The following is a 13,591-nucleotide window of genomic DNA, read 5'->3' as shown; positions in this document are numbered from 1 at the left end:
CTATTTTTCAGAACACAGACGACACAGATTAGACAGGTTAAGACGGATTTTTGTGTTTTTCAAATAAAAACTATTGTGTTTTCTTGTCTTTTAACGCATTTGAGCGAAAAGTAACAATTCAGGGCGGTATTCGAAGTGCATCGTGTCAAAATGATACCATTTGCCTCCCCAGATAAAACCCTGCGCCTCGAAAAGCTCGACGATTTCCATCGGAATTTGATTTTGATAGGAAAGTGTTGCATTTTCGTCTTTTGTCTTGGCACTCCACTGCCAATAGTGCGAATAAGTGGTATTGATATCGAGCGTCATGCCGAAACTATGCGCACTCAAACGGTTTGTGCCACTGATGTTGCGCCAATTAAAAGTACCACCGGGATTTTGCAGGTACTTTTTCAAATCGGGGCGTAGGCTCACCAAACTATCTAATTGTAAGGAAAGTGTTTTCACTTTTTGATGTACTTGATTAACGGTAGTTACTTGCAATTTTGTACCAATGTGTTTGGGTAGCCATACTACTGTTGTCAATTTTTGAGCAACCTGCGCCGCCGAATTGCCGTACATTTTTTTGAAAAATGGCTCATAACGGATTCTACCTGCCTGCTCTCCTTTTTGTGGAGGCGTTTCGAGCCTGCCACTTGGATAATACTGCATTTGGTCTTCCAAATCGGGGTTTTCTAAGCGTTCTTGGGGGCTTTTTTCTCTGCCATCATCATAAGGTAGGCGTGTGCCATCTTTCCACACCAAAACATTTTGGGTAGGCACTTGGTCTGCGATTTCGAAAAAGTCGGGGTAGGCACGCGCAAGGGCTAAAATGCCTTTTTCAGCGTCAGAAAGCGGCTTTTGGCTGTTGTGTGTAGGCAGCGAATCCCCTGTTTCTGTTCCAAAGGGTGCAACTTGATTGTGTTGGGAAGTGGGTTTTTCTTTCAAACTAAAAAAAAGAAGGGCAAAAAGGGCAGCCAAAGCGAGCCAGAGCCTTTTTTGCTTTAAACGGCGAGAAGCAGTGTGCGTTGTCATAGAAATTGAAACGGGAAAAAGAGAAAAAGCCGCCCTTGTGTGGTAGCCTGCCAAAGGCTGCATAAAATGATGAAGTATCAAATTGCACTCACAAAATTACACATTTCGAGGTATTTCGCCGCTTTTTTGTTAAATTCGAACTTTCTTTCCCCCTTGTACCCTGATTATGAAGCCTTTACAGCTCTTACAACGCCACCAACTTCGCAAAACGCCTTGTCGTTTGGCAGTGTTAGAAATTTTTATCAATGAAAATGTTGCCCTTTCGCACCAAAATATAGAAGACTCCGTAGGCAATACCTTCGACCGCGTAACGATTTATCGCACCCTGACGACTTTCGAGGAAAGTGGCATTTTGCATCGCGTTTTAGACGATTCGGGGCAGAGCAAGTACGCCCTCTGTCGCGAACATTGCCAAGCAGATGCGCATCAAGACGAACATTTGCACTTTAAATGTAAGGTCTGTCAGAATATTTATTGTCTTTCTAATGTCCCTAAGCCCACTTATGTCGTTCCGAAGGGTTATTTGGTAGAAGACGCTACTTTTTTGTTGCGAGGGATTTGTTCGGTTTGTCAGCAAGCGGCACTTTGAAATATGAAAAAAAATCGTTATGTTTGTATGTTTTCAAATGCAAGCCTTTGGTTTTTGATGCTCCTTCGCCTCTCCTAACAAAAATCGCTTTTACCGTTTTTTTATTCTGATATGAAAAACCCTAAAAACCCCAACGCCGAAAGCGTCCCGATTTATTGTATCGATAGTTTTCAGGAAAAACAGCAAGAAAAAAAAGCAGACTTTGAAATTAAGCGTGTCGAAGATATTGTGGCACATTTCGAGTTTGCGAATCGCCCGCATCGCCATAATTTTTACGACCTTCTCTATATTACCGAAGGTAGTGGCAAGCATTTTATAGATTTTCACGAATATAAAATTAAATCTCATACTTTTTTCTTTCTTTTGCCCGGTCAGGTGCATGCTTGGGAACTTTCGCCTGATGTCAAAGGGTATTCTATTTTTTTTACGAATGATTTTTTTTCGCTCAATCGCTCGGCAATTCATTTGAAGGAGTCGCCTTTTTTCCAACACCTTCAAAAAAATCCTGTTTTATACTTAGAAGATGAAACTTCTCAAACTTTTTTTGTAGATATTTTTGAAAAAATATATCAAGAGCAGAACCAAGAGGAGGCTTTTAAAATGGATATGGTACGGCTTTATATCGAACTTTTGCTCACCCAAGCCAGCCGCAGGCAGGCACAAAAGGTAGCTTATTTTAAAAATATATCGCATTTGCAGCAGCAGGCTTTCACCTACCAAAATTTGGTAGAAAAGCATTTTCTCAAAATTAGAAGCATACAAGAATATGCCGACCTGATGTCGCTTTCTTCTAAACACCTAAGCGTGATTTGTAAGCGCGTTTTGGGCAAAACGGCAAGCGAGGTGCTACACGAGCGGCTACTTTTAGAGGCAAAACGCCTTTTGCTTTATTCAGACGAAACCGTAGGGCAGATTTCGCACCGCTTGAATTTCAATGAAGTTTCTTATTTTGTTCGCTTTTTCAAAAAAATGACCGAACAAACGCCCGAACATTTCCGAAAAAAGTGCCAACACGATAAGGGCTAATTTAAGACAAATGAAGGGGTAGTGGTGTTAAGTTCTAAAAATCAGAGTCAAATGTAGGTGCAAGGCAGTGATTTGTCATATACCCCAAACCCTAAGGGTCTTCAAGACCCTTAGGGTTTAAGTCCAAATTTTATTTTGCGTTTTTGTGAGGCTGCTCGATGCAAAAGACCCATTTTTTTGAAAAAAAATCGCGAAAAGGCGAACAAAAAAACTTTTTTACCGTTTGGAACTAAGGAAACTTTGTAAGTCTAAAAAGTTTCCTTAGTTTTGCAGAGGTTTTGAACCTCCCTTGCAACAAAGCCCACAAAGTCTTTCCAACCGCTTGTTTTTGTTCTCCCTAAATTGTGTCATGGAAAATTCGCACGCGGATAATACCGCTCCCCTTCCCGAAGAGAAACCTCAAAAGCAGGATTCTTTTTTGAAGCCCGAAGCCGAGCCTTTGCCGCCTTTTGACGAAACTGCCGACGAGATAGTCCCCCCCCTCGATGAGCAGCAACGCAAAATGGTGGTAGAGGCGCAGGAGCTTTTTTGGCAATACGGTTTGCGCAGCGTAACGATGGACGAAATTGCGACGCGCCTTTCTGTGTCTAAAAAGACGATTTACCAATACTTTGAAGACAAGGCAGACCTTATCTTTCATTGTGTCAAGCACCATTTAGAAGAGGAGATAGGCTGCATTTCGAATGCCGCTGTGCAGGCGGAAAATGCACTTGCCGAAGTGATGCGCATTATGCAGCACAACCAGCGTTTTATGCTTAGTTTCCACCCTTCTATATTGTACGATTTGCAGAAATACTACCCCAAGGCGTGGTCTTTATTTTTAGAGCAAAAGGAAAAACGCTTTTCGGAAAATGTAAAAGCCAATATGCAGCGCGGTATTCAGGAAGGACTGTATCGCCCTGATATAGACCCACTTGTGATGGCGGTCTTGCGCATGGAAGAAGTGCAGATGGGCTTCAACCCTACTGTTTTTCCGCAGAAAGAGTTTCACATTCCTTCGGTACAGATACAGCTTTTCAAGCACTTTATCTTTGGCATTGTTACGCCCAAGGGCTATGAAATTTTTGCGCAGTATTTAAAGGAACAATTTCCCGACTTCTAATGTAGTTTTTCGAGCCAAAATGCTACTTATTTGAAGTTGCTTACCTTTAATCGCTTTATTTATGTAGGACTTTGGCAGCATTTAATAGCATTTGATATATCCCCCTCTTGTGCTTCTCACTACTTACACCCATTTCTCACTCCTTTCTCTTGCTCCAACTTTTATGCAGTTTTTTCCTCGTTTTATGCTTTTCTCACTAAAAAATAGACCGTATCGCAAGGCTGACTTTCGTCAGAAGTCTTTTTTTTTGGTTAGGGATTGTTGGCTTTTTTGCCGCTTTTTCAGGTCTGAAAGCCCAAGATACGCAGACGCTCGATTCACTTTTGCCTGCTCAAAAGGCACAAAAGTTAGAAAACCTGACGCTGCAAGCCTGTGTAGAATATGCGGTCAAGAACCATTTGAGCGTGCAAAACGCGATGATAGACAATGAAATCGCCAAGGCGCGTGTAGGCGAAGTGCGTTCTGTGGGGCTTCCCCAAGTCAATGCCTCGCTCAATGTCATCGATAACTTTAAGATACCTGTCAATTTCTTGCCTGCTCAATTTCTAAACCCCAACGCAGAGCCTAATACCTTCGTACCCGTAACTTTTCAGCCCCAATATATCGGGCAGGCAAAAGTGGAGTTACAACAACTTATTTTCAGTGGCTCGTATTTCTTGGGTTTGAAGGCGGCTTCTACTTATACGCAACTGACCGAAAAAAGCATCACCCAGACCCAAATTCAGGTAGCGGAAAATGTAAGCAAGGCTTTTTATAGCGTCCTTATCAATGAACAACGCTACACGCTTTTGGAAGAAAACCTCCGCAGCCTCGATTCGCTATACAAACAGACGCAGGCTTTGTATCAAAATGGTTTCGCCGAAAAGATAGATGCCGACCGTATTCGGGTGAGTGTCAATAATTTGAAGATGGAAAAGGAAAATTTCCGCCGTCTGATAGAATTGAGTAAAGACTTGCTCAAATTTCAAATGGGCTTGCGTGCCGAAGACGAATTGACGATTCAGGGCAAAATTGAAGATGTGCAGCTTCAAAATGTGGATTTGGAAATGGCAATAGACCCTACCAAACGCATAGAGTACAGCCTTTTGCAGACCCAACTCTCGCTCAACGATTTGCAGGTGAAAGAGTATAAGATGCGCTATTTGCCTACCTTGGCGTTTTTTGCCAATTACGGCTCCAGTATGGGTTCGCCTGATGTCAAAGATGCCTTGCTGCCCCTTTTTACCGATAGGTGGATAGGAAATGGCTCTTTCGGATTGAGCCTCAATATTCCCATCTTCGACGGGCTGCAAAAAATGTACCTCATACAGCAGGGCAAATTAGAGCGCAAAAAGACGCTCAATCAGATGTCCGAATTTGAGCGTGCCACTCTGTTACAAGCAAATCAGGCAACCCTGTCTTTGAAAAATAGCCTCGACAAACTCGCTTTCCAAAGAGAAAACATGGAACTGGCAAAGGAAATTTTCCGCGTAACGAAGGTAAAATACCAAGAGGGCGTAGGCTCTAATTTGGAAGTTACCAATGCCGAAACTGCCTACAAAGAAGCCGAAACCAACTACTATGCGGCTCTTTATGATGCCATTATTGCCAAAATTGATTTGGAAAAGGCAAAAGGCACGCTTTTCTAAACGCTTTTCTCTTGTTTTCTTGCTTCTTTTATTTTCCCCAAACTCCACTCGACTTTTTCCCATTCCTATATGAAACGCCGTTCTTATCTTACTTTCCTTAGCCTTGCCTTTCTTGCGCTTAGTCTTTGGGCTTGTTCAAGCGAAGGCAAAGACAAACAAACGCTCCTTGCAGAAAAGAAAAAAGCCTTAGTTACGCTCCAACAAGAAATTGCCGCCTTAGAGCGCGAAGTAGGAGCGGGTGCAGAAGAAAAAACGCAGACGCGCAAACTTGTAGAGCTATTGCCACTTGCCAAGACAGAATTTCTACACTTTATAGAAGTGCAGGGTACGGTAGAATCTGACCAAAACATCAACGTCATGCCTGAAATGCAGGGCGTTATCAAGTCTGTTTTGGTAAAAGAAGGGCAGAATGTAAGCGCAGGGCAGACTATCGCTATCCTCGACCAGAGCCTTCTGCAAACCCAAATTGCGGAATTAGAAACGCGCTTAGAACTTGCCAATACGCTCTTTGAAAAACGCCAAAACCTTTGGAAACAAAATATCGGCTCGGAAATAGAATACCTACAAGCCAAAAACCAGAAGGAGAGCTTGGAAAAAAATATCCTCGCTTTGAAGACCCAAATGGGGAAAGCCGTCGTTACTGCCCCTATTTCGGGCGTGATTGATGCCGTTTTTGCCAAACAAGGCGAAATAGGAAGCCCCATGTCGCCGATGGTTAGAATTGTCAATTTGAGCCAAGTAACTGTAACGGCGGAGGTTTCGGAAGCCTATCTTGCCGATGTCAATAAAGGTGATGAGGTCACGGTTTCGATGCCTGCCATGAATGTAGAGCAGAAGGAAAAAATCTCTTTCGTGAGCCAAGCCATCAATCCTACCAATCGCACCTTTACGATTCAAATTGACATCAACAACAAAGATGGCAACTTCAAACCCAATGCCGTAACGACGGTTAAAATCAATGACTTTACCCAAAAAGATGCCGTCGTGGTGCCTACCAACGTGGTGCAGTTAGGTACAGATGGCAATAAGTTCCTTTATATCGCCGAAAAGCAAGGCAGTGAAATGCTTGCCAAAAAAGTGGTGGTAGAAACAGGTATTTCCTACGACGGACAGACGCTCATCAAGAGTGGCTTGACGGGTAGTGAGCAGGTGATAGTCAAGGGCTACAACGAGGTCATTACAGGCGATGTCTTGCGCCTCTGAAAGTAGCCTCTTTCTCACACTTTTGCATATAGATTCCAACCTTATTATTTTTCAAATTTTATGTCGGAAAAACAACCCCAACTCAAAACTTTCGGGCTTTCTACCTTTTCCCTAAGCAATGCCACGAGTGTTTTTATCCTGACGGCGATTATCGTGGTGGCGGGTCTGATGGCTTACATTGGCATGCCTAAGGAGCAGTTTCCAGAAATCAAGATGCCGACGGTGTATGTGCAAACGGTCTATCCCGGCAATTCGCCTGTGGATATTGAAAACCTGATTAGCCGCCCCATAGAAAAAGAGTTGAAATCTTTGAAAGGGGTCAAGAAAATTACTTCTACTTCGGTGCAAGACGCTTCGGCGATTGTGGTAGAATTTAATGAAGACGTGCAAATCAGCAAAGCCGTAACAGATACCAAAGATGCCGTAGATAAGTCTAAAAAGGATTTGCCCAACGATTTAGATACCGAACCGACGGTCATGGAACTCGACCTTTCCGAAATTCCTATCGTAGAGATTAACTTATCGGGCGATTTCGAAATTTCGAAGCTCAAAGAGTATGCTGAATATTTGCAAGATGAAATGGAGGCTCTGCCCGAAATTTCGGAAGTAGATATCACAGGCGATTTGGAGCGTGAAATTCAAATCAACGCCAATTTGCATGAAATGGCGGCGCGAAAAGTGGCTTTTTCGGACATTGAAAATGCCATTGCCAGCGAAAACCTAACGGCTTCGGGAGGCGAAATTCTCAATTCGGGCTATCGCCGCTCTTTGCGCGTAGATGGTGAGTTTTCGAAGGTCAAAGAAATTGAAACCATTATCGTAAAATCAGAAAACGCCGATGCCGTTTATCTCAAAGATGTGGCAAAGGTGAGCGATAATTACGTAGAGCGCAAAAGTATTGCGCGTTTGGCTAAGGGTGATGAGATGCAGCAGGATAGCAAGCCTGTTATTTCGCTCAAAGTGAAAAAGCGCAGTGGTGCAAACCTTATCAGTGCTGCCGAGCAGATTGCCCTTATTTTAGAGAAAGCCCAAAAAGAGCGTTTCCCTTCGGGTTTGAAGATTGTTAGCACCAACGACCAGTCGGAAAACATCAAAAAGCAAATCGCCAATTTGGAAAACAACATCATTTCGGGCGTACTTTTGGTAGTGGGCGTGCTTCTCTTTTTCTTAGGGCTTCGCAATGCCTCCTTAGTAGGGGTTGCCATTCCGCTTTCTATGTTCCTTTCCTTTTTGGTCTTGAATATGATGGGCGTTACTATCAATATGATTGTGCTTTTTGCCCTTATTCTGGCTTTGGGTATGCTGGTAGATAATGCGATTGTGGTAGTGGAAAATACCTATCGCCTTATGGAGCAGGGCTATACCCCTTTTGAAGCCGCCAAATATGGTGTGGGCGAGGTGGCGATTCCGATTATCGCTTCTACTGCCACTACGTTGGCTGCCTTTGTGCCGCTGGCTTTTTGGGGCGGTATCTTGGGCGAATTTATGAAATACCTGCCCATTACGCTGATTATTGTACTGGCATCTTCGCTTTTTGTAGGCTTGGTTATCAATCCTGTGTTTGCTAAGGCGTTTATGCGCACGAGCAGCAAAGGCACGAAAAAGACCATCAACAAAGGAATTTTAGTGAGCAGTTTGGTCGCCATGGGTTTGGCTCTGCCGCTTTATTTTATCAACGACACTTATACCGTTCCTAACCTTTTGATGACTTACGCGCTTATTGCGCTGGGCAATGTCTATGTGCTTTCGCCTTTGGCACATGCTTTTCAGGATAAGGTGCTTACCGTTGTGGAAGGCTTGTATTTGCGCTTGCTTAGTTTTGCTTTAAAGGGCAGAACGCCTTATTTTCTCTTTGTTTCGATGTTCTTCTTGCTTTTTGGAAGTATCTTTTTAGTGGGATTGCGTCAGCCGAAAGTAGAGCTTTTCCCTTCTAATGAGCCGCTTTTTGTGTATATGTACATGGAAGCTCCTTTGGGTACGGATATTTATACGATGGACGCAAAGGCAAAAGAAGTGGAAAAAATTATCTATCAGACCCTCGAACCCTACAAGGGCATTATCAAATCGGTCATTACCAATGTCGGTGCAGGTTCGGGCGACCCCAATCAGGCAATGGGTAGCGCAGGGGGCGCAACGCCCAATAAGGCGCGAATTGCGGTAGCCTTCGTAGATTTCGAGCTAAGAGGCGAGGTAGCTACTTCTGATGTGATGAAAAAATTAGCCGAAAGCGTCAAAAACGTGTCAGGCATTACCATCAAGACCGAAAAAAATAGAGAAGGACCGCCTGTGGGCAAGCCTATCAATATCGAAGTTACGGGTGATGACTACACCAAATTAGTAGAAGTATCGGAAAATATCAAAGCCTTTATCGATAGGGAAGGTATCGCAGGCATAGACAATTTAGAGTTAGATGCTGAAACGGGTAAGCCCGAACTCTTGCTTACCATCGATAGAGATAAGGCGCGTTTGTACGGACTTTCTACTTTCACCATTGCCACTACCTTGCGGACGGCAATTTATGGCAAGGAGGTTTCCAAGTTTAAAGACAAAGACGAAGATTATCCTATCCAATTGCGTTTGGAGGAAAAGTATCGCTACAATCTTTCTACCTTGATGAACCAAGTCATTACGTTTCGCGACAATAGGGGGCAGTACCGTCAAATTCCCATTTCGGCAGTCGCGACCGTAGATTATAGTTCTTCTTTTGGCTCTATTAAGCGCAAAGATTTGAAGCGTATGATTGCCATTGGCTCGAATGTAGTGGAAGGTTACAATGCCAACGAAATTGTCGAGCAAATCAAGACGCTATTAGCTACCTATCCGATGCCCGAAGGCTATCAGTGGAAATTCACAGGTGAGCAGGAAGAACAACAAAAGTCGTTTCTTTTCCTTCGCAACGCGCTTTTGATTGCGGTGAGTGCCATCTTTTTGCTTTTGGTCATGCAGTTCAATTCCTTAGTCAAGCCCTTTATCGTCATGACTTCGGTGCTTTTGAGTACCATTGGCGTATTCTTAGGATTGGCTATCTTCAATATGAACTTTGTTATCATCATGACGGGTATCGGGATTATCTCTTTGGCGGGCGTTGTGGTAAATAACGCTATCGTATTGATAGACTACACCGATTCGGTCAGGCAGCGCAAGCGCGAGGAAAGGGGCTTAGAGGAAGGCGAGTTTCTCTCTGATGCCGACCTAATTGAAGTCTTGGTAGAAGGGGGTTATACACGCTTGCGCCCTGTCTTGCTTACCGCCATCACGACTGTTTTGGGCTTAGTGCCTTTGGCGATAGGGCTAAACATCGACTTCTTTAAGTTCTATGCCAGCTTCGACCCCGATATTTACATGGGCGGCGACAACGCCATCTTCTGGGGACCTATGGCTTGGACGGTAATTTTCGGCTTGGTCTTCGCCACCTTCCTTACCTTGGTCATTGTACCTGTGATGTACCTTTTGGCAGATAAGTTGGCGCGTCTTTTCGCACCCAAAAGCAAGCCTTTTGTTGTCCAAACGCCCGAAGTAGAACCCAAAAATCCCAACACAGAACCGCGAAAAGAACCCATTGCGTAAGGGTTCGCAATATCTAACGCAAACTTTGTAGGTTTTTAGTCTTTACACAAACAGCCCCCTACTTTTGGTAGGGGGTTGTTTTTTTTGTATCGTATCTATTAGAATATTTTTATTAAAATAAGATTATTTTTTTGAAATTATATAAATATTTTCTTATGAAAAGACGGTGGCTTTACGATTACTAAAAGCTAAATCCCTTCCCAAAAAACGCCCCTTTTTTTGGCAGTTTGCCCAAAAAGTGCCTTCTTTGTTTTTTCTATTGATTCGATACTTCTCTTCTTCAACTATGATTATTTACAACGTAACCATCAATATCGCCGACGAGGTACATCAGGAGTGGCTCGAATGGATGAAGGCGGTACATATCCCCGAAGTGATGCAGACAGGCTATTTTACCGAAAACAAAATGCTGCGCCTGCTCACCGAAAGTGCCGAGGCACAAGGCACTACCTACGCCATACAATACACCTGCAAGACGCTGGCAGATTTGGAATCCTACCAAAAAAATGCCGCCCCTGCGCTGCAAGCCAAGACCAACGAAAAATATAAAGGCAAATTTGTCGCCTTCCGAAGTATTTTAGAAGTCGTTTAAAGCGTTATCAAAAAGAGTCGCTTATCTCTGCTTATCTCTTTGATAGGCGGCTTTTGTATCCAATTCTTACGCAAAACTGTATGTCATTTCGAACCGTACCCCATCAAAGCCCTCAATACAAGCAAGCCGTAGCCTTGCGGCGCGAGGTCTTGCGCCTACCGCTTGGCTTAGATTTTACAAAAGAAGAATTAGACCAAGAAGCCGATAGCTTTCATTGTATTTGGGAAGAGCAGGGCGAAGTGCTTGCGACACTCATTCTAAAACCACTTTCTGATACAAAGTTGAAAATGCGACAGGTAGCCGTAAGACCTCAACAGCAGGCAAGCGGTTATGGCTCTAAACTTCTTCAAGCGGCTCACCAATGGGCAAAAGCGCAGGGTTATGACTATGTGGAGGCACATGTGCGTCAGGTGGCATTTTCTTTTTATCAAAAATTAAACTACCAAGCCGTAGGCGATACCTTCCTCGAAGTGGGAATCCCCCATGTGAAGATGTATCGCTCGCTTTAAACCTTCAACTATATTTCTAACTAATTAAAGATGAATCTAAAAAATCGTACAAAAAAGTTGGCGTTTTCTGCCCTTTGCATTTGCGCCACCACTTTGTTAGGCTCTGTTTCTTTGCAGCAAGTAGAGGCACAAACCCTTACGGCGCAAACAGAGAAGAAAAAATTGACACTCGAAGAGATTGTAACCAATCATTTGCTCTACCCCGAAGCGGTTTATAGCACGCAGGCACGCCCTGAAACGAATTTTATTTCATACCTCGACTATGAAAAAGGACTGATGCAGATAGACGACAAGGGCAAAACCGAACTTTTGTTCACCTTCGAAGATTTGAGTCAGATTTTGGCAGGCACAGGTAGGAAGCCTTTGCTCACCTATCCGCAGTTTGTTTGGGCAAGCAAAAATGAAATTAGGTTTGAAAATGATAATCTCTATCTAAGCTATCAAATCGATACCAAAAGCATCGAAACCCTAACACAAATAGAGAGCGGCGCAGAAAATAAAGACTATGCCAAAAGTGGTGCAGTGGCTTATACCAAAAATTACAACCTTTTTATCGCCCAAAATGGAAACCAGATGGCGGTAAGCAAAGATGGGTCGCTCGAAATTTCTTATGGCGAGGCAGCGCATAGAAGCGAATTTGGCATCACAAAAGGCACTTTTTGGTCGCCAGATGGCAGCAAGTTGGCGTTTTCGCGCATAGACCAAAGCGGCGTAACGAGCTATCCGCTTGCAGACTACGCTCCCGCTACGGCTACGCACGCACCTATCAAATACCCCATGGCAGGGGCAACAAGTCAGCAGGTTACGATAGGCGTTTTTGATGTCAAGAGTCAAAAAACGGTCTATTTGCAAACAGGCGAGCCTTCTGAACAGTACCTAACCAATCTTACGTGGAGTCCTGACGGCAAAAAAATCTATTTGGCAGTCGTCAATCGAGCGCAAGATGAGGCTGCATGGCGCGTGTATGATGCCCAAAATGGTAAATTCCTGAAAGAACTCTTTAAAGAAAACGACACAGAATGGGTAGAGCCGCAGCACCCCCTCGCTTTTTTACCCCAAAATCCAAATCAATTTTTGGTACAAAGTGAGCGCAATGGTTTTAATCATCTTTATCTATACGATACCGAAGGCAAACTCATTCGTGCCGTTAGTCAGGGAGAAGGGCAGGTCTTGGAATTGTTGGGTTTTGATGCAAAGGGCGAGCGCGTTTTCTATGTAGCCAACTTTGGAAAACCCTTAGAAAGTCATCTTTTTGTTTCAGAAATTGCGACAGGAAAAACGACACAACTTTCCACACAGGCAGGCGTGCATGGGGGCAAGCTCAATCAAGACGGCACTTTGCTTTTAGATACGTATAGCAGCCCCGAAGTGCCTTTTGAGGCTTTGCTTTTAGATACAAAAACAGGGCAGCGTATCGCCACTGTAAAGCAATCTAAAAATCCTTTGGAAAAATACGAAATCGGCGAAATTTCTATCCAAACGCACCAAGCAGCCGACGGACAGACGCTATACAGCCGCCTGATAAAGCCGACAAATTTTGACCCAAGCCGCAAGTATCCCGTTATGGTTTATGTCTATGGCGGTCCTCATTTGCAGCTCATCAATCAAAGTTTTCGCTATGCTGCCGACTATTTTATGCTCTATATGGCGCAACAAGGGTATGTGGTCTTTTCACTCGACAATCGCGGTTCGGCAAATCGTGGCGCAAAGTTCGAGCAGTCTATTCACAGAAAGTTGGGTGAAAACGAGGTAGCCGACCAGATGGTAGGCGTAGAATATCTCAAAACTTTGCCCTTTGTCGATACCGACAAGATGGGCGTTTTTGGTTGGAGTTTTGGTGGTTTTATGACTACTTCGCTGATGCTCAAACACCCTGACGTTTTCAAAGTAGGCGTAGCAGGCGGAGCCGTTGTGGATTGGAAATTTTACGAGGTAATGTACACCGAGCGATACATGGACACGCCACAAGAAAATCCAACGGGCTATCTCAATGCCAGTTTGCTCAATAAAATTCACCTACTAAAAGGCAAATTGTTGCTTATCCATGGCATGCAAGATGATGTCGTAGTGCCACAGCATACTTTTGCATTGGTAGAAAAAGCCATCAAAGAAGGCGTTTTATTAGATTATTTTCCTTATCCTTCACACCCACACAATGTCAGGGGCAAGGATAGAATCCATTTGTATCGCAAGGTAGCGACTTATTTGGATAGCGTTCTGAAAAAGTAGAATAAGCCTAAATCTTTACACATGTAAGTTTTTATCAGGATTCGAAGTTTTAGTACGTTCTTTAAATCAAGTTTTTTAACTTTGTCGCTACAAGCCTTTTGGGAAAGTGGCACAAAAAAACGCCGTTTGTGT

10 protein-coding genes are annotated in these 13,591 nt (G+C 43.7%); 9 read left to right on the top strand and 1 reads right to left on the bottom strand.

The window, feature by feature from the left end; all coding sequences use genetic code 11:
- Positions 1-90: 90 nt before the first annotated feature.
- Positions 91-1,095, bottom strand: coding sequence for a M15 family metallopeptidase (locus G500_RS22635; protein WP_211220142.1), 1,005 nt, complete (start codon positions 1,093-1,095; stop codon positions 91-93).
- An 85-nt stretch (positions 1,096-1,180) separates the two neighbouring features.
- Here G500_RS22635 and G500_RS0106865 point away from each other — a divergent pair, with 85 nt between their 5' ends.
- From G500_RS0106865 to G500_RS0106820, 9 genes are all read left to right on the top strand, one after another.
- Positions 1,181-1,603 (top strand): Fur family transcriptional regulator, encoded by a 423-nt coding sequence (locus G500_RS0106865; protein ID WP_035756521.1) that lies wholly within the window; start codon positions 1,181-1,183, stop codon positions 1,601-1,603.
- Between the two features lie 111 nt (positions 1,604-1,714).
- Complete coding sequence (locus G500_RS0106860) at positions 1,715-2,629, top strand: helix-turn-helix domain-containing protein (protein WP_027002040.1); 915 nt, start codon at positions 1,715-1,717, stop codon at positions 2,627-2,629.
- Between the two features lie 349 nt (positions 2,630-2,978).
- On the top strand, positions 2,979-3,731 hold the full coding sequence (locus G500_RS0106850; protein WP_051203345.1) for a TetR/AcrR family transcriptional regulator: 753 nt from the start codon (positions 2,979-2,981) through the stop codon (positions 3,729-3,731).
- 323 nt (positions 3,732-4,054) lie between these two features.
- Entirely contained in the window at positions 4,055-5,359 is a 1,305-nt protein-coding gene (locus G500_RS0106845) for a TolC family protein (protein ID WP_051203344.1), read from the top strand.
- 69 nt (positions 5,360-5,428) lie between these two features.
- Positions 5,429-6,562: an efflux RND transporter periplasmic adaptor subunit gene (locus tag G500_RS0106840; protein WP_027002037.1), complete on the top strand. Its 1,134-nt coding sequence runs from the start codon at positions 5,429-5,431 to the stop codon at positions 6,560-6,562.
- A gap of 60 nt (positions 6,563-6,622) precedes the next feature.
- The gene (locus tag G500_RS22630) at positions 6,623-10,129 is read left to right on the top strand and encodes an efflux RND transporter permease subunit (protein ID WP_086047841.1); all 3,507 of its coding nucleotides are present in this window, start codon (positions 6,623-6,625) and stop codon (positions 10,127-10,129) included.
- Between the two features lie 286 nt (positions 10,130-10,415).
- Complete coding sequence (locus G500_RS0106830; protein ID WP_027002036.1) at positions 10,416-10,721, top strand: DUF4286 family protein; 306 nt, start codon at positions 10,416-10,418, stop codon at positions 10,719-10,721.
- 80 nt (positions 10,722-10,801) lie between these two features.
- Positions 10,802-11,230: a GNAT family N-acetyltransferase gene (locus G500_RS0106825; RefSeq protein WP_027002035.1), complete on the top strand. Its 429-nt coding sequence runs from the start codon at positions 10,802-10,804 to the stop codon at positions 11,228-11,230.
- Positions 11,231-11,260: 30 nt separating this feature from the next.
- Positions 11,261-13,459, top strand: a complete 2,199-nt coding sequence (locus tag G500_RS0106820) for a S9 family peptidase (protein WP_051203343.1) — start codon at positions 11,261-11,263, stop codon at positions 13,457-13,459.
- Positions 13,460-13,591 lie beyond the last annotated feature (132 nt).

This window comes from Hugenholtzia roseola DSM 9546 (assembly GCF_000422585.1).
Lineage (GTDB): Bacteria > Bacteroidota > Bacteroidia > Cytophagales > Bernardetiaceae > Hugenholtzia > Hugenholtzia roseola.
Note: the sequence above shows the minus strand (reverse complement) of the source record. Positions and strands in the feature narration are given on the sequence as shown.

Bases quoted from the DNA above. Each gene is read 5' to 3' on its own strand.
- G500_RS0106865 (WP_035756521.1), top strand. From the start codon at position 1,181: ATGAAGCCTTTACAGCTCTTACAACGCCACCAACTTCGCAAAACGCCT.
- G500_RS0106860 (WP_027002040.1), top strand. From the start codon at position 1,715: ATGAAAAACCCTAAAAACCCCAACGCCGAAAGCGTCCCGATTTATTGT.
- G500_RS0106850 (WP_051203345.1), top strand. From the start codon at position 2,979: ATGGAAAATTCGCACGCGGATAATACCGCTCCCCTTCCCGAAGAGAAA.
- G500_RS0106840 (WP_027002037.1), top strand. From the start codon at position 5,429: ATGAAACGCCGTTCTTATCTTACTTTCCTTAGCCTTGCCTTTCTTGCG.
- G500_RS22630 (WP_086047841.1), top strand. From the start codon at position 6,623: ATGTCGGAAAAACAACCCCAACTCAAAACTTTCGGGCTTTCTACCTTT.
- G500_RS0106830 (WP_027002036.1), top strand. From the start codon at position 10,416: ATGATTATTTACAACGTAACCATCAATATCGCCGACGAGGTACATCAG.
- G500_RS0106825 (WP_027002035.1), top strand. From the start codon at position 10,802: ATGTCATTTCGAACCGTACCCCATCAAAGCCCTCAATACAAGCAAGCC.
- G500_RS0106820 (WP_051203343.1), top strand. From the start codon at position 11,261: ATGAATCTAAAAAATCGTACAAAAAAGTTGGCGTTTTCTGCCCTTTGC.